We start from the raw sequence: 14,724 nt of genomic DNA, 5'->3' as shown, positions 1-14,724 counted from the left end.
TTGGAGATGGAACCATGTATAAGAATATCCTCGTACCGGTCGTTTTCGATAACGACCACGACACTCAGGCATCCTATGCCGTCGCGCGCGCGCTGGCGGACAAGGATGCAAAGTTTACGGTGGCGCATGTGATAGAGGACATTCCAGACTACGTCACCTCCTCTATTCCGCGCGACGTGCTTGCCTCGACACGGCGCGAGGCCGAGGCCTCTCTGGCTAAGGCGGCCAAGGATCTGTCAGGTGCAACGCCAAAAATGATTTCCGGTCACGCGGGGCGCTCCATCGTCGATTACGCCAACAATAATGGTATCGACTGCATCGTGCTGGCATCGCACAGACCGGGGTTCAGCGACCTGTTTTTGGGCTCCACCGCCGCCAGAGTCGTCCGCCATGCAAAATGCGCCGTTCATGTAATCCGGTAGCAAAGGCACCGAACGCAGCCACCACCAAACCTTAACGCATCCGCCCTATACCCTGTCCTCGGTTAACCAAACGCGTGGCGCTCTTACCGCCTCGCATTCGATCTGTGTTCCATGGCTCCGCGCAAGGAGTTTCCCGCGACCGCCGGCAAATATAGGGGCACTTGACCCCCAAGGGATGCAGGGTAACGCCTGTAATAAAGATGACCGCAGCCCGAAATGGGCGGCCGCCTATCTTTTCTTAGTCCGAGACAGCTTTTATCCGCGCCCGAACCACTCGGGTTGCGGCCGCAACCGCGTCGTGAATGAACATGTCCGAGGTGTCGATCACCACCGCGTCTTCAGCCGCCGCCATCGGGGCCGTTTCGCGGTCACGGTCGCGGGCGTCGCGCTCCGTCAGGTCTCGCAGCACACCCTCGCGGGTGACCTCGTGGCCGTTTGCCGACAGCTCCAGATAGCGCCGCTCCGCACGGACCGCGTCGGAGGCCGTGACGAACAGCTTCACATCCGCATCGGGACAAATCACCGTTCCAATGTCGCGCCCGTCCAGCACGGCACCACCCTCGCGGCGGGCAAAGTCGCGCTGGAACTGCACCAGTGCCGCGCGGACCTCAGGGATCGCCGCAACCTTGGAAGCCGCTTGCGCCACAGCCGTGGTCCGCAAATCGTCGCGCTCCATATCCTCGGGCTCGAGGCTTGTCGCCGCCTCCACCGAGTCGGCGCCTGCGAGAACCCGCGCACCCGTGGCGCGATAAAGCAGTCCGGTGTCCAGATGCGCGAAGCCGAATTCTTCGGCCACACGCTTGGACAATGTCCCTTTTCCGGCTGCGGCTGGCCCGTCGATTGCAACTGTGAATTTCATGGCACTTGTGTCGTCAACATGGGGTCTTCGGCATCCGCACAAGGCAGATCGTCAGAGATTTCGTAATAGTCCCCTTTGTCGGCGCAAAAGATGTGGCCCGCAAGCCTAAGCCCAGCGTCACCGTCAAAGCTGCCCGCAGAAATGGAGAGGTTCACCCCCGGCCCGTCCCAGAATATCTGGCTGCCGCAGGTGCCGCAGAACCCGCGCCGTGCGGTGGGGGAGGATGCGTACCACGTCACCTCGCCCGTAATCTCCACATCACCCCGCGCCGCCGAGGTCGCCGCCACATGATGCCCGCTGGACTTGCGGCATTGCTGGCAATGGCACGCGATAACGGGGCGCAAAGGGCCAGTGACGGTGTAGGTGATCTGGCCGCACAAGCAGCTACCTTTGGGCATCGGCGCGCCTCCATTGCAGGAGCAGGCTGGCGGCCATCAGCACCAAGGCTGCGAATTTCAATTTTGTGAACTGGGCAATCTTTTCAAATGCCTCTGGGGCAATCAGGTGGAACCCGTCGCCCATGGCAAGCCCGACAAGCCAATTCTCAACAAAGTCGGCCGCGCCATACAGGAATGCGGCGCAAAGACTCAACCAGAACAGCTTTCCGCCAAACCTCTGGGCCAATGCCACCGCGAGCAAGACCAACGCCACAATGAAGGCGGTATCCAATGGCCTCAGAACGCCAAAGTAGTAACCTTGCGCGTCCGACGTCAGGTTTACGATGTAGGGTTCGGCAATGTCGAAGGGCATCCCGAATGGTCGCATATCAAAGCCCAAAATGCCCCTCGCAAGGAAGGGCAAGGTGACGTAGGACCCGTAGGCCAACACGCCATAGAGCGCGGCGGTCGCGACCGCCCACGCCCAAAGCAGGGATTTAGGAACCGAACGCAATCGGCTCGCTCATCGCGATATGCTCGCCCTTTGCGACCCGCGCTGCCAATGCACTTGGCTTGGCGTCGAAGTCATAGGCGTCGTCGGCATGCAGTTCGGAATCCATCAGCCCCTCGACCGAGGTGATTGTCGCGCCGCCCTGCTCCGCATCGCTGAGCATGATGCGCAGGCCTTGGATGGCGTTGTCGGCCTTCACTCCCACCAGTGCGACTTGGCCGCCGCCGGATTTCACCGCCAGCTCCACCAGTGCCATTTTGCAGCCGCTTTCGGGCAAAGCCTGTGGCAATGCGCCGGGATAGGGGTCACCCGCGATCAGGCGGCCGGGCTGGATGTCCATCGCCTTTACGGGGCCAAGGTTGATCGGGGCATCAAAGTCGCCCTCCTCGAAATCATCCAGCAACGCGGCGCGGCGCAGCAAAAGCAGTTTGGTGTCGTCTTGATCAAAGGCCATCATCAGTGTGGCCAGAAACTGCGCTATGCTGTCGGAATGCCCGACAAAAATGCGCGAGTTGGCGTCCAATTCACCTTCGCCACCGACAACAACACTCGCAAAATACTTCTGCATAAACCCTAGTCCCTTGTAATATTCGCGCCCAAATCGCGCATCAAATCCTCAAAAATCGGGAAGGACGTCGCGATCGGCCCCCCGTCGTCAATATGGACCGGCTTTTGCGTGCCCAGCCCCAGCACCATAAACGACATGGCAATGCGGTGATCCAAATGCGTCGCGCAAGTGCCACCCCCCGGAACGCCGCCTACGCCCATACCGTGCACGATGAAGGTATCCTCGTCTTCCTCGACTGTCACCCCGCAGGCTTCCAGCCCGCGCGCCATGGCGTCGATGCGGTCGCTTTCCTTGACCCGCAATTCCTTGACGCCGCGCATGACGGTCTTGCCCGTGGCAAAAGCCGCGACAACGGACAGCACCGGATATTCGTCGATCATCGACGCCGCGCGCTCCGGTGGCACCTCGATCCCCTTCATGTTGTCGGAGAATTTGGCGCGCAGGTCCGCCACAGGCTCCCCGCCTTCTTCGCGCATATTTTCGAATGTCAGGTCCGCGCCCATTTCCTGCAACGTGGTGAACAACCCCGCACGGGTGGGGTTCAAGCCGATCCCTGGCACCAGCACGTCGGAGCCTTGGGCGACGATCCCCGCGCAGACAGGGAATGCAGCGGAGCTTGGGTCGCGCGGCACGGTGATGGTTTGCGGCTTAAGCTCGGGCTGGCCTTGCAGCGTGATCACGCGGCCTTCCTTGGTGTCGTCGACGCTCAGGTTGGCACCAAAACCCGCCAACATCCGTTCCGAGTGGTCGCGGGTCGCTTCTTTCTCAATCACCACGGTCTCACCAGCCGCATTCAGCCCCGCCAGCAGTACGGCGGATTTCACCTGAGCCGACGGCATCGGCACGGTGTAGCGCACGGGGGCCGCGTTCGCAGCGCCCACGATGGTCATCGGCAACCGCCCGCCCTTGCGCCCATAGCTTTGCGTTCCGAACAGCGCCAGCGGGTCGGTCACGCGGCCCATGGGACGACCATTGAGGGAGGTATCGCCCGTGAAGGTCGCGGTGATGGGCGAGGTCGCCATTGCCCCCATGATCAACCGAACGCCAGTGCCGGAGTTACCGCAGTCGATCACGTGGTCAGGCTCCGCAAAGCCGCCGACGCCCACGCCATGCACCGACCAGTTGCCGCTGCCGTGGTTGATAACCTCCGCCCCAAAGGCCTGCATCGCGCGGCCCGTGTCCAGCACGTCTTGGCCTTCCAGCAGACCGGAGACCTTGGTCTCCCCCACAGCCATCGCGCCCAAAATCAGCGAGCGGTGGGAGATGGATTTATCCCCCGGCACATGCGCCTCGCCAGTTAACGCGCCGCCAGCGCGGGAGGTCATTGGAATGGGGTCACCGTGGCCGGACATAGGGCAGTTCTCTCTGGTCAGTCAAAAGCCCTGACGTGATAGCCCAGAGGTGCGTGAGGGTCCATGGTGGTTTGTCGTGGGTAGAAGCGGCGCGTTTCGGTTAACCTCATTGCAACACACTGGGTCAAAGGTCCGCAATGCGGACTTAGCCGACATTAGTTCGGTCACGGGCTGTGCCGATTACCTCAAAGCAGTATCGGATTCTGGAAACGTTCATTGTTTACCTCGTCCTGAGAAAAAACCGAACGCTCCCCATATAGTGCCAAGCACCAGCAACGATTTTTGAGATGAACGTTCGAACAACAGAGTTGGTGATATAGAGTTATCAAAGACCCAAAAGAGGGAAAGCAACAAAAATCCAGTGACTAAAAGACTTAAATAGCAAGCCAAAAAACCTGCCAAAAGTGCGCGGGTTTTTGTCACCTCATCCCTAACAGTCATCCGGTGATCGTAAATATCAATGTATTCGATGAACCAATCAACAAGCCTCAAATTATTCCCCTGCACTTTCCAAAAATCCATAAATCATGGTCGCAGCCAAACTTACACCTGATTTAACAAATTGCGATGCATGTATGTGAGATCATTCCTACATTGTGTTGGTAGGTATGGGCTCAAAGCAGACATTACTGCTCGCCATCTCTCGTCCGGAAGCAAGCCGTAGGCGCCGGGCGATCGTCGGACCGTCCCACGGGTCGGCGATTTTGCAACGGGCGCACCGGCTTGTGAGGGACGATAAACTTGGCAGAGATAAACTGCCAAACTGCACCGAAGGATCGCCCACCCCCGGTCCGCCGACCGCCCGGCGTGCGCTCCAACAGGTATCGCTACCCCTCAATCGCCGTGATCATATCCACCCGCGTGGCGTGGCGACCGCCCTCGAACTCGGCGCTCAAGAAGGCGTCCACAATATCAAGCACCAGCCCCTCGCCGATCACACGCGCCCCAATCGACAGCATGTTGGCGTTGTTGTGTTGGCGGATCATGCGGGCAGAGAACGTGTCGGAGCAGACACCGCAGCGGATGCCTTTGACCTTGTTGGCGGCCATCATGATGCCCTGACCCGTGCCGCACACGATGATGCCCAAATCACAGTCGCCGGACGCCACACGCCGCGCGGCGGCTTCGCCGTGTTGGGGATAGGGCGTGCTTTCCGAAGTCATCGGGCCGATGTCTTCGACCTCGTAGCCAAGACCCGCGACATGCGCGGCGATGGTCTGGCGCAGCTTGATGTCGGCGTGGTCGCTCGAAAGGACGATGCGTGTCTTGGCTGTCATGGCAGATGATCCCGTTTGAAAGTTAATCGCGTATGAAGGTCATGTAATGCGGCGAACGCCCCTCGCGGAGCGCCTTTTGCTCGTAGCGGGTGGAAAACCAGTCATCCCAAGGCCTGCCCAAATCGGCGGGGTTTTCCGTCAGCTTGAAGCCTGCGCGCGGCACCTCTCCCAAGGTCTGGCGCACGTAGTCCTCGATATCGGTGGCGACGCGAAACTCGTGGCCGGATTTCAGCTTTTCGGCCAGCGGGTCCAGATGCTCCGGCGTCACGAAGCGGCGGCGGTGGTGGCGGGCTTTGGGCCACGGGTCGGGATAGAGCAGGAACATTTTGTCCAAGCTGTTCGCGGGCAACACGTCCAGCAAATCCCGCGCATCGCCCGGATGGATGGCGATATTGCTCATCCCCTCGCGGCGGATTTTGCCAAGCAGGGAGGCGACACCGTTGACGTAAATCTCGCAGCCGATGAATTGCACGTCCGGATTTGACTTGGCCTGATGGACAAGATGCTCGCCAGACCCGAAGCCGACTTCCAGCCACAATGGCTTGCCCTGCGCAATTGCGTCGACATCCAGCATCGCCCGCTCGGGGTTGTCCTCGCGGCTGACCCCGTCCAGCAGAAAGTCTGGCAGCACCTCGTCGAAATCCTGCCGCTGGCGCGCGTTGAGGGTCTTGCCCTTCAGGCGGCCATAGAAGTTGCGTCGGGGCGTCGTGGAATCTGTGTCTGATTTGCTCATGCGCGGCGGTGTAGCCGCGCCATGCGGCGGGTGCAACGGGGCATGCCGCAAACGACTAAGGGCGCGCCACTGACACGCCCTTAGTTTTCGCTATGCCGGATCGCGATCAGACCGCTTTTTTCAGCGCCTCAACCAGATCGGTGCGTTCCCACGAGAAGCCGCCATCGGCTTCGGGCGCGCGGCCAAAGTGGCCATAGGCCGCGGTGCGGGCATAAATCGGGCGGTTCATGCCCAGATGCTCGCGGATACCGCGCGGAGTCAGGTCCATCAGGCCCGCTACAGCGGCTTCGATGGCGGCGTCTTGTGCTTCACCAGTGCCGTGTGTGTCGCAATAAATCGACAGCGGCTTGGCCACGCCGATGGCATAGCTCAGCTGGATCGTGCAACGCTTCGCGAGGCCGGAGGCCACCACGTTTTTCGCCAGATAGCGCGATGCATAAGCCGCCGAGCGGTCCACCTTGGTCGGATCTTTGCCGGAGAACGCGCCGCCGCCATGCGGGGCCGCGCCACCATAAGTGTCGACGATGATCTTGCGACCCGTCAGGCCCGCATCCCCGTCAGGGCCGCCGATGACGAACTTGCCGGTCGGGTTAACCCACCATTCGGTGTCAGCTGATAGCCAGCCCTGTGGCAGAACTTCGGTGATATACGGCTCGACCACCGCGCGCACATCGGCGGAGGTCATGCTCTCGTCCAGATGCTGTGTGGACAGCACGACGGAGGACACGCCCACCGGCTTGCCATCAACATAGCGCACGGTCAGCTGTGACTTGGCGTCGGGGCCAAGCGTCGGCTCGGTGCCGTCTTTGCGGACCTCGGCCAGACGGCGCAGAATGGCGTGGGCGTAATGGATGGGCGCGGGCATCAGCTCCGGCGTCTCGTCACACGCGTAGCCGAACATGATGCCTTGGTCGCCGGCCCCTTCTTCCTTGCCACTCGCCGCGTCGACGCCTTGGGCAATATGGGCGGATTGTTCGTGCAGCAGGTTGGTGACCTCGACGGTCTTCCAGTGGAATTTGTCCTGTTCGTAGCCGATGTCGCGGATGCAATCGCGGGTGATGTCGTCGATGCGCCCCATGTATTCGTGCAGCTTGTTCTTATCGGACAGGCCAACCTCGCCCCCGATCACCACGCGGTTGGTAGTGGCGAAGGTTTCGGCTGCGACGCGGGCCTCGGGCTCTTCCGCAAGGAAAGCGTCCAGAACGGCGTCGGAAATGCGGTCGCATACCTTGTCGGGATGTCCTTCGGAAACAGATTCCGAAGTGAAGAGATAGTTCTGTCGTGCCATGGGGAAGTGCTCCGGTTTTAATGCTCCGCCACGTCAGGAAGCCGTTGTGGCAGTGAATGATTGACCTGCCCTACTCTTGTGGCGAAGCATGGTCAATGGAAACACGGCGTCGTGCGGCGATCCGCCAGATCAGCAACAGCACCAAAAGGCCGCGCATCGGCCAGTCATACAGGCGACTGTAGAGCGTAGCAGGCGCAGCTTCGGGCAAACCCGCGTCCAGAACCGCAGCCACATTCAGGTCGGTTTGCGCGGTGATCCGGCCCCTTGGGTCGATCACTGCTGAAACGCCTGTATTGGCGGCGCGGATCAGCGGCAGGCCTTGCTCGACCGCGCGCAGACGGGCTTGGGCCAGATGCTGGTAGGGACCGGAGATGTTGCCAAACCAAGCGTCATTGGTGATTTGCAGCAGCAGGTCCGGGCGCGGCAGGCCGATAAAGCTGCGCGGGAAGATCAACTCGTAGCATATCAGCGGCAAGGCGGTGCCGATGCCCGGCAAATCAATCAGCTTTGGCCCCGGACCTTTAGAGAAGCCGCCGCCGTCGCGCGACGCCAGACCGCGTATGCCCATTTTGGACAGCGCCTCGCCGAAGGGAATGTATTCGCCGAACGGCACGAGGTGGTATTTGTGGTAGGTCTGCTCCCTGCGGCCTTCGGGGCCAAGCAGCACGAGGGTGTTGCGCCAACCATCCTCAACCCTGTCATTGCCGCCGACGATCACAGGCTGCCCGCCCGCCGCGCGTGAAATGGCTTCCAAAACGGTTGGCGCGTCGTTCAACGCGTAAGGCACCGAGGTTTCGGGCCAGACGATCAGGTCCGGCGCAGTGTCCGCAGGGGCTGAAGTCAGGTTCACCGCGCGCTGCAGAAACGTGCCGACATGTTCCGGATCCCACTTCAAATGCTGCGCAGCATTTGGCTGGACCAGACGCACCGATATGTCAGTATTCTGCGCAGCATGGGTGGCCAGTTGCCGGGAGCCATAGCCCCACCCTGCCAGCAATAGAATGCTAGATACTGCCAATCCTACAAGGGGTTTTCGAGCAGCGGGGCCGGCAGCAATGGCCAAAGTGAGCAACGTCAGAACCGGAGTGCCGCCATAAGCCGCGATCTGCAAGATCGGGTGATCCGACCAGATATGCCCGACGGTGGCCCAAGGAAAACCGGTAAACAAAACGCTGCGCAGCATTTCCATCGCGGTCCACAACGCGACAAGCGCGATCAGGCCGCCAATGCGGCGCGCCACACCGAAGGCCGTGGCCCAGAGCAGGGCCAACCCACCGGCCATGAAGAACAGCGCAAACGGGGCCATCCAGCCATGACGCGCGATATCGACCATGAACGGCTCCACCAGCCAGAACAGTGACACCACGAAATAGCCCGCGCCACCTGCCCAGCCGATCCATGCGGCCTTGGGTGCTGTGGCGGAGGCTCGGTAAAGCCAGATCAGCCCGCCGAAGCCCAGCAACGCCACCGGCCAGAGCGACCATGGCGCCTGGCCCAACGCGCCAAGCGCGCCAAACCCGAGGGCAGCGAGAAACTGCGCCCGACTGGGCCGCGCGGCGGGCCGGAAGGCACGACGGATCATTGCGATCAGCTTGCTTGCCCTGCGGGCATCAAAACCCGAATGCGCTTGATGCGGCGCGGGTCGGCGTCCAGAATTTCGAACTCGGCACCGGAGGGGTGCTCGACCACCTCACCACGCGCCGGAACACGGCCCGACAGCATAAAGACCAAGCCACCGAGCGTGTCGATTTCCTCGTCCATCTCGTCATCCGACAGGCGTTGGCCGATCTCGGCCTCGAACTCTTCCAGCGGGGCACGGGCCTGAGCCAGATAAATCCCCGGCTTTTCCATTTTCCACAGATCGGCCTCGTCGATGTCGTGCTCGTCCTCGATCTCGCCCAAAACCTGCTCGATCAGGTCTTCGATGGTCACCAAGCCGTCAACGCCGCCATATTCGTCAATCACCAGCGCCATGTGTTTGCGCTCGGTCTGCATTTTGGCCAGCAGCACCCCGATCGGCATCGAGGGCGGCACGAACAGAACCGGACGCACCATGGCTTCCAGATCGAAATCGGGGCTTTTGCCATTGAAGCCGTGACGCAGAGCCAGATCTTTCAGGTGGATCATTCCGATCGGGGAATCCAGCGTGTCCTCGAACACCGGCACACGGGTGAGACCGCTGTCGCGGAACACCCCTACCAGATCATCCAGCCCGATGGATTTCGGCACCGACACGATTTCAGCGCGTGGAATGACAACGTCTTCCACACGCTTTGCGCGCAAATTACCAAGGCCGAGCATTGCCCTGCCGTTCCCGTTTCTGTCGGAGATTTCATCGTCGGAATCGGGCGCACGGAACGCTGCAATTACGCGTGAAAAAAGTCCAGGTTCCGTCTCGTCGCCAATCGCAACTTCGGTCTGGTTCGTGTCTATGTCCTGCGCGCTTTGCGCTGCGGTAGACGAGCCTTCTATTTCTGCGCCCATCGGTCCTTTTCCAATAAATCGGCCCCATACACGGGCCTTACACCCTATATGGGTCCTCAATGCCTAATTTTGCAAGAATTCTGGTCTCCAAACCCTCCATCAAGGCGGCATCTGGATCATTTGTGTGATCAAAGCCCAACAGATGAAGGGTTCCATGCACCAATAGGTGCGTCACATGGTCCTCAAAAGGCTTGCCAGCGTCGTCGGCCTCGAGGGTGCAGGTCTCGAATGCGATAGCGATATCGCCCAGTTCCAGTTCGTGCGGCGCCCCATCGGGCAGCATCGGAAACATGCCGGGGATTTGCGCCGCGCGCTCCTCGGACGGCCAGGACAGCACGTTGGTCGGCACAAGTTTGCCGCGAAATTCGGTGTTCAACTCGGCCACGCGGGCGTCATTGCAGGCCAGCAAGCTGATCTCGTAGTCCGCGTCCAGCGACAGCTCGTCCAAGGCCGCGCTGCACGCCTTCTCCGCCAGTGCGGGAAGGGCCGCGTCGGTCCAGCGTTCGTCTTCGGTGAGGATTTCAATTTGTGCCATGGTTTCCCCTGCCAGCAGGTTTGGGCGGCGTCAACCGGCGTTGCGGAAACGTATCTCGAAAACCGCGCCCTCCGCGCTTGGAAGGCAGTCCAACGTCGCGCCGTAGCTGTCGAGCACTGCCACGACGATGGACAGCCCCATGCCGGTTCCCCCTTGGTCGCGACGGGTGGTGAAGAACGGCTCGGTGACGCGCTTGCTGTCGTTTTCGGTGATGCCATCGCCATCATCGATCACACGCAGCACGTTGTCGGCATATTCAACACGAAACTCCTGCGCCCCGTGGGCGCGCGAATTCTGCGCCATGTGGTGCAAGATCATCTGCCCGTGTTCGACCGAAAGCGGCAGGGTCGTCTCCGGTGCGGCGTCCATGACAACCTTTAGGCCGTCAAGCTGCGGCAGCATTTGCGCCAATTGCCCCGGCTTGCCACCTTGGGTCACGCGCAGCCGTGTCATATCGCGCAAGCGGCCCAGAAGGCGGTTCATCCGGCGCGCTTGCGTTTCGATATTGCCCAGCAGTTTGGCGCGGTCTTTTGGGTTCAGCGCGTCGTCCTGCAACAGCTCCGCCGCGCCAATTACTGCCGTGACCGGCGACTTCAACTCGTGGGTGACGTGATCCGTATAGGTCGAGATTTCTTGCGACCGTCGAGACAGCGTTTCCGCCATAGTCGAGACACTGTCCCCCAGATCGGCAAGTTCGCGCAGGCCGTAATGCAGCACGGGGTTGTCGTCAGGCTGCTGATCCGCTGCGATCATTCGCGATGCATCACGTAACGCATGAATGGGGCGGGAAATCAGCCGTAGCAGCAGCAAGCCGATCAGGGTGGCCCCGATCACCGTCGACACCAGCATTGTCAGAAGTGCGTATCGTTCCTGAAACAGGAACTTTCCGAGGTTCAGTGGCGTGCGCGACAGGTAGACCACCCCGATCACACGATCCTGCACGATAACCGGATAGGTCAGGAAAACGCGAAACCCCGTGTCGCGGCTGAGCGACGAGAATGCGTGTGGCTCAAAGTCGTCATCGCGCGCCCTGAGCTTGGCGCCAATGTCACCGCTCAGGGCGGTTTGCACTTCCGCGACCGCCGCGAGCGACGGCGCGCCGTCTGTATTCAACTCCCGCCCTGTATGATCCAGAAAGACCACACCGGCCAAGGTGGTCCTTTGGGAACGCCGCGCAATTTCGAGCAATGGCCCGATGATATCCGCGTGCCGCTGGTCCAGCGCATCGGTGACGGGTTCACCGTCAGGGCGCGGCGGGGCGACGCTTTCGCGACGCACATTCAACTGCGCGCGGGCGGGGTGCAGATTGGCATTCCAGTGCTCTTTCTGATCGTTATCCAGCGCCGTCCCGATCAACGGGCCGTCCAGCACGGTAAAGGCTTCCGCGTAAATCTCGGCATAGATCGCGCCTTGCTGGATCAGGGATTGCTCGGTCTCGCGCACGAACTGGTTGGAGGTCAACCGCACTGCCAGCAAGGCCAGAAGCGGCACCGAGACCAGCGCCGCGCAAACAACGGCGATCACCATTGCGATGGAGGGACGCCACTTTTTGCGCGAACCGATCACCGGCTGCACGCGCCAAGTTTCACGCCGACGCCGTGGACCGTCACGATGATATCGTTGCAGCCCAGTTCCGCCGCCTTGGTGCGGATGTTGCGGACATGGCTGTCCACCGTCCGCCCCGACAGGGTGTTGTTCGGCCCATAGACCTGATCAATCAACTGGCTACGATCATGGACCTGCTCTGAATGCGCAAGCAATGTGGAGAGCAGCGCGAACTCGGTCGCGGTCAGGACCATTTGCGCGCCGTCGATGCGGCAGTTGTGACCCGCGCTGTCCATTTCCAGCACGCCATGCCGCAGGGCTTTGGTTTGCGGTTTGCCGCGGGCCAGAATGGCCTTGATCCGCAGCACCAATTCGCGCGGACTGAAGGGTTTGGACACAAAGTCATCCGCCCCCAACTGGAACCCCAGAACGCGGTCGATCTCGTCATCCTGAGCGGTTAGGAACAGGACCGGCACGTTGGACTTGGCGCGGATTTCCTTGCAGCAAACGAACCCGTCCATCTGCGGCATTCCGATATCCAGCACCACAAGGTCGATGGTTTCGCGCCCGATATGGGTCAGGGCAAGCCGGCCGTTTGACGCCTCCAGCGTCGCATATCCCGCCGCCTCCGCCGCGATGCGCACGACGTCGCGGATGTGAGGGTCGTCATCAACGATGAGGATGCGGGCTGTCATGCCATTTGTGTTGCAACTCACGCCGCGTTTGTCCAGCGAGGCGTGCATTCACCGGACCCTCCGCCGGAACCCGAACAGGGTCATCGCGGCGATCAGCAGGAAGCCGATAATAGCTTGAGGTTCGGGCGAGGACGATCCTGCGAAGGGCTGCGGATAGGCCTCTTTCGAGACGCCGGACACCATGGGAAGCGGCACATTTGCCAAGGTGGCCTGATGCCCGCTGGTATTCACCGTTTGCTCTGACACGGCGACAAAGGAGGTGTTTTGGGTTTGGAGCGAGAATTCCAGCCCCAGCTTGGTGATTTCCTTGTCTGCGGCTTCCGGCTGCTCGCCCACAGCGATTTGACGGGTGAGCGACGCGATACGGTTGCGCGCCCAAATGAGCGGTAAAGCTGCGTTTTCCGCGTTATCCGTCAGGGTCAGTTTGACCGGCATCGCGGCTTGGCGTCCCTGCACGAGCCCCTTTAGCGTGACCTCCGCCGCACCCGTGCCGGAGTGGCGGGCATAGATGCGCAAGCTGTTACCCGCGAACAAGTCAGGCAGACGGGAAGGCGTGACATCGGTAACGTCAAGATCGCCCCAGTCGATAGAGATATCCGTCAGCAGCGGGGATTTCAGGTCGGCGGCCAGCGTTTCCGCAACCTCGTAGGCATCCTCGTCAACGCCGACATAGCGGGCATATCCGCGCCCCTCATCCGCCATGGCGTCCAGCAAGTAGCGGTTCACCGAGGTACCGACCCCGAACGCATAGATGCGGGAATTGCCGATTCGTTGGCGAATTGTGCGCAACACCTGGGCCTCGCCGCCGATATACCCGTCGCTCAGGAAAACTACGATCTTCATGGTGTTTTCAGGCTGGGGAGTGCTGAAAGCAGTGCGAATCGCGTTGTCGATCTCGGTGCCACCGCCTGTGCTCAGCTTGTCGACATAGGCGCGGGCGCTGCGAATGTTGCGCGCCGTCGCTTGCTTGGACACGCTGGAGAAATTCTGCGTGTGATTGGCGAAGGGAATGATGCGGAAATAATCTGTGGGGCGCATCCCGCGCAGGGCCGCGTCCATGAACCTTTTGCTGGCCGCCATTGGCTGGCCACCCATGGAGCCGGATGTATCAAGCACAAAAACCAGCTCGCGCGGGGTGATCGTCGCGGCATCCGGCACGGCTGGCGGCTCGATCATCAGCGACACGAACCCGCCGCGTTCGTCCGTATGGGACAGGCTGGCGGCCTCTAGAGTTTCGCCGCCCAAGGTGAAGCGGATAACCAGATCGCGGTTGTCGAGCACCTTGCCCTTGGCGAATTTTGCGGTCAGGCCGTCCCCGGTCGACTGCACCGCAAGTTGGTGGGTGTCGCTGCCGAAATCAGAGATCGACACGCCGCCTGTCAGCGTCAGATCAAGGGCAACCCGTTCGGACGTGAAGGTGTCGGGCAAGTCCAACCCCACGACTTGCGGGTAGGCCGGCACGTCACTGATCGTCCATGAGTTGGCGGTCATCGGGACGTCTTCGCTGTCCTCATCCGGCAGTTGCACGGCCGCACTTTCATATCGGGGGCCAACGATCAGCGGGATCACCAACTCATGCTGGCCGTCGATTTTCGGCACCATCTGCACGTAGCGCAGCGTCACGGTGATCGGCAGGCCGGGCATCAAGTTGGCAATGCTTTGGGTGAACATGTTGGGGCGATGCTGCGTCAGAAGTGCTGCGGCTTTGCCATCTTGGGCGGCCTTCTTGAACTCGGCCTCGGCCACGGCTTTTTCCCTGATCTTCGCCTTTATGACCTCGTCACCGATGAGCATGTCCATGCTGTAAACGGCGGCAAGCTGGTTCAGCGGGAAGAGGTATTCCGCCTCCACCGGCACATGTGCTTCGTTGATGAAACTTTGCGTGACCTCAACCGTTGCCATGTCGCCTTCGATGTTGACGCTGATTTTGCTGTCGAGCATTGGCAGGTCATAGGACGTTCCCGCCACATTCGCGATGACCCGTCCCGCGACTTCGTCGGTGTCAGACGCAAACGCCGAAAAGACCGCGCTTAGGGAGAATATGGGGATCAGGATAAAGAAAAGTCGCATGGGTTTGG

16 protein-coding genes and 1 riboswitch are annotated in these 14,724 nt (G+C 60.9%); of the genes, 1 reads left to right on the top strand and 15 read right to left on the bottom strand.

What is annotated here, in order from left to right:
• The first annotated feature begins 14 nt into the window (after window positions 1-14).
• Window positions 15-422 carry a universal stress protein gene (locus BDE40_RS14810; protein ID WP_134015777.1) on the top strand — a complete coding sequence of 136 codons (408 nt, stop codon included), beginning with the start codon at window positions 15-17 and terminating at the stop codon, window positions 420-422.
• 238 nt (window positions 423-660) lie between these two features.
• On the opposite strand, the gene BDE40_RS14805 is transcribed toward BDE40_RS14810, so the two are convergent.
• The 15 genes from BDE40_RS14805 to BDE40_RS14735 all read right to left on the bottom strand — a co-directional run bounded on the left by BDE40_RS14805 (window position 661) and on the right by BDE40_RS14735 (window position 14,716).
• Complete coding sequence (locus tag BDE40_RS14805) at window positions 661-1,281, bottom strand: (d)CMP kinase (protein WP_134015775.1); 621 nt, start codon at window positions 1,279-1,281, stop codon at window positions 661-663.
• The gene (locus BDE40_RS14800; protein WP_134015773.1) at window positions 1,278-1,679 is read right to left on the bottom strand and encodes a GFA family protein; all 402 of its coding nucleotides are present in this window, start codon (window positions 1,677-1,679) and stop codon (window positions 1,278-1,280) included. Before BDE40_RS14800 ends, BDE40_RS14805 begins: the two co-directional genes overlap by 4 nt.
• Window positions 1,666-2,172 carry a hypothetical protein gene (locus BDE40_RS14795; protein ID WP_134015771.1) on the bottom strand — a complete coding sequence of 169 codons (507 nt, stop codon included), beginning with the start codon at window positions 2,170-2,172 and terminating at the stop codon, window positions 1,666-1,668. The genes BDE40_RS14800 and BDE40_RS14795 overlap by 14 nt, the downstream gene beginning before the upstream one ends.
• On the bottom strand, window positions 2,156-2,737 hold the full coding sequence (locus BDE40_RS14790) for a hypothetical protein (RefSeq protein WP_134015769.1): 582 nt from the start codon (window positions 2,735-2,737) through the stop codon (window positions 2,156-2,158). Before BDE40_RS14790 ends, BDE40_RS14795 begins: the two co-directional genes overlap by 17 nt.
• Before the next feature lie 5 nt (window positions 2,738-2,742).
• Complete coding sequence (gene aroA, locus BDE40_RS14785; protein ID WP_134015767.1) at window positions 2,743-4,089, bottom strand: 3-phosphoshikimate 1-carboxyvinyltransferase; 1,347 nt, start codon at window positions 4,087-4,089, stop codon at window positions 2,743-2,745.
• A 213-nt stretch (window positions 4,090-4,302) separates the two neighbouring features.
• The gene (locus BDE40_RS14780) at window positions 4,303-4,611 is read right to left on the bottom strand and encodes a hypothetical protein (protein WP_134015765.1); all 309 of its coding nucleotides are present in this window, start codon (window positions 4,609-4,611) and stop codon (window positions 4,303-4,305) included.
• A gap of 305 nt (window positions 4,612-4,916) precedes the next feature.
• The gene (gene rpiB, locus BDE40_RS14775) at window positions 4,917-5,366 is read right to left on the bottom strand and encodes a ribose 5-phosphate isomerase B (protein ID WP_134015763.1); all 450 of its coding nucleotides are present in this window, start codon (window positions 5,364-5,366) and stop codon (window positions 4,917-4,919) included.
• A 22-nt stretch (window positions 5,367-5,388) separates the two neighbouring features.
• Window positions 5,389-6,099, bottom strand: a complete 711-nt coding sequence (gene trmB, locus BDE40_RS14770) for a tRNA (guanosine(46)-N7)-methyltransferase TrmB (protein WP_134015761.1) — start codon at window positions 6,097-6,099, stop codon at window positions 5,389-5,391.
• A 106-nt stretch (window positions 6,100-6,205) separates the two neighbouring features.
• Complete coding sequence (gene metK, locus BDE40_RS14765) at window positions 6,206-7,387, bottom strand: methionine adenosyltransferase (protein ID WP_134015759.1); 1,182 nt, start codon at window positions 7,385-7,387, stop codon at window positions 6,206-6,208.
• Window positions 7,388-7,394: 7 nt separating this feature from the next.
• A riboswitch (SAM-SAH riboswitch) is annotated at window positions 7,395-7,443 on the bottom strand.
• 14 nt (window positions 7,444-7,457) lie between these two features.
• On the bottom strand, window positions 7,458-8,969 hold the full coding sequence (gene lnt, locus BDE40_RS14760) for an apolipoprotein N-acyltransferase (RefSeq protein WP_134015757.1): 1,512 nt from the start codon (window positions 8,967-8,969) through the stop codon (window positions 7,458-7,460).
• A 5-nt stretch (window positions 8,970-8,974) separates the two neighbouring features.
• The gene (locus BDE40_RS14755) at window positions 8,975-9,871 is read right to left on the bottom strand and encodes a hemolysin family protein (RefSeq protein ID WP_134015755.1); all 897 of its coding nucleotides are present in this window, start codon (window positions 9,869-9,871) and stop codon (window positions 8,975-8,977) included.
• A 37-nt stretch (window positions 9,872-9,908) separates the two neighbouring features.
• Window positions 9,909-10,406 (bottom strand): rRNA maturation RNase YbeY, encoded by a 498-nt coding sequence (ybeY, locus tag BDE40_RS14750; protein ID WP_134015753.1) that lies wholly within the window; start codon window positions 10,404-10,406, stop codon window positions 9,909-9,911.
• A gap of 30 nt (window positions 10,407-10,436) precedes the next feature.
• Window positions 10,437-11,933 carry a histidine kinase dimerization/phospho-acceptor domain-containing protein gene (locus tag BDE40_RS14745; protein WP_134015751.1) on the bottom strand — a complete coding sequence of 499 codons (1,497 nt, stop codon included), beginning with the start codon at window positions 11,931-11,933 and terminating at the stop codon, window positions 10,437-10,439.
• A gap of 35 nt (window positions 11,934-11,968) precedes the next feature.
• A complete protein-coding gene (locus BDE40_RS14740; protein WP_134015750.1) occupies window positions 11,969-12,646 on the bottom strand; it encodes a response regulator transcription factor in 678 nt (225 codons plus the stop codon).
• Window positions 12,647-12,694: 48 nt separating this feature from the next.
• Entirely contained in the window at window positions 12,695-14,716 is a 2,022-nt protein-coding gene (locus BDE40_RS14735) for a VIT and vWA domain-containing protein (protein ID WP_134015749.1), read from the bottom strand.
• Window positions 14,717-14,724 lie beyond the last annotated feature (8 nt).

Source organism: Litoreibacter halocynthiae (genome assembly GCF_004365635.1).
In the GTDB taxonomy this organism is placed as follows: domain Bacteria; phylum Pseudomonadota; class Alphaproteobacteria; order Rhodobacterales; family Rhodobacteraceae; genus Litoreibacter; species Litoreibacter halocynthiae.
This window is presented reverse-complemented; position numbering and strand designations above follow the sequence as displayed.

What these genes read in the sequence shown, in the direction of transcription:
- BDE40_RS14810 (WP_134015777.1), top strand. Translation starts at nt 15, where the DNA reads ATGTATAAGAATATCCTCGTACCGGTCGTTTTCGATAACGACCACGAC.
- BDE40_RS14805 (WP_134015775.1), bottom strand. Translation starts at nt 1,281, where the DNA reads ATGAAATTCACAGTTGCAATCGACGGGCCAGCCGCAGCCGGAAAAGGG.
- BDE40_RS14800 (WP_134015773.1), bottom strand. Translation starts at nt 1,679, where the DNA reads ATGCCCAAAGGTAGCTGCTTGTGCGGCCAGATCACCTACACCGTCACT.
- BDE40_RS14790 (WP_134015769.1), bottom strand. Translation starts at nt 2,737, where the DNA reads ATGCAGAAGTATTTTGCGAGTGTTGTTGTCGGTGGCGAAGGTGAATTG.
- aroA (WP_134015767.1), bottom strand. Translation starts at nt 4,089, where the DNA reads ATGTCCGGCCACGGTGACCCCATTCCAATGACCTCCCGCGCTGGCGGC.
- BDE40_RS14780 (WP_134015765.1), bottom strand. Translation starts at nt 4,611, where the DNA reads ATGGATTTTTGGAAAGTGCAGGGGAATAATTTGAGGCTTGTTGATTGG.
- rpiB (WP_134015763.1), bottom strand. Translation starts at nt 5,366, where the DNA reads ATGACAGCCAAGACACGCATCGTCCTTTCGAGCGACCACGCCGACATC.
- trmB (WP_134015761.1), bottom strand. Translation starts at nt 6,099, where the DNA reads ATGAGCAAATCAGACACAGATTCCACGACGCCCCGACGCAACTTCTAT.
- metK (WP_134015759.1), bottom strand. Translation starts at nt 7,387, where the DNA reads ATGGCACGACAGAACTATCTCTTCACTTCGGAATCTGTTTCCGAAGGA.
- lnt (WP_134015757.1), bottom strand. Translation starts at nt 8,969, where the DNA reads ATGATCCGTCGTGCCTTCCGGCCCGCCGCGCGGCCCAGTCGGGCGCAG.
- BDE40_RS14755 (WP_134015755.1), bottom strand. Translation starts at nt 9,871, where the DNA reads ATGGGCGCAGAAATAGAAGGCTCGTCTACCGCAGCGCAAAGCGCGCAG.
- ybeY (WP_134015753.1), bottom strand. Translation starts at nt 10,406, where the DNA reads ATGGCACAAATTGAAATCCTCACCGAAGACGAACGCTGGACCGACGCG.
- BDE40_RS14745 (WP_134015751.1), bottom strand. Translation starts at nt 11,933, where the DNA reads ATGGTGATCGCCGTTGTTTGCGCGGCGCTGGTCTCGGTGCCGCTTCTG.
- BDE40_RS14740 (WP_134015750.1), bottom strand. Translation starts at nt 12,646, where the DNA reads ATGACAGCCCGCATCCTCATCGTTGATGACGACCCTCACATCCGCGAC.
- BDE40_RS14735 (WP_134015749.1), bottom strand. Translation starts at nt 14,716, where the DNA reads ATGCGACTTTTCTTTATCCTGATCCCCATATTCTCCCTAAGCGCGGTC.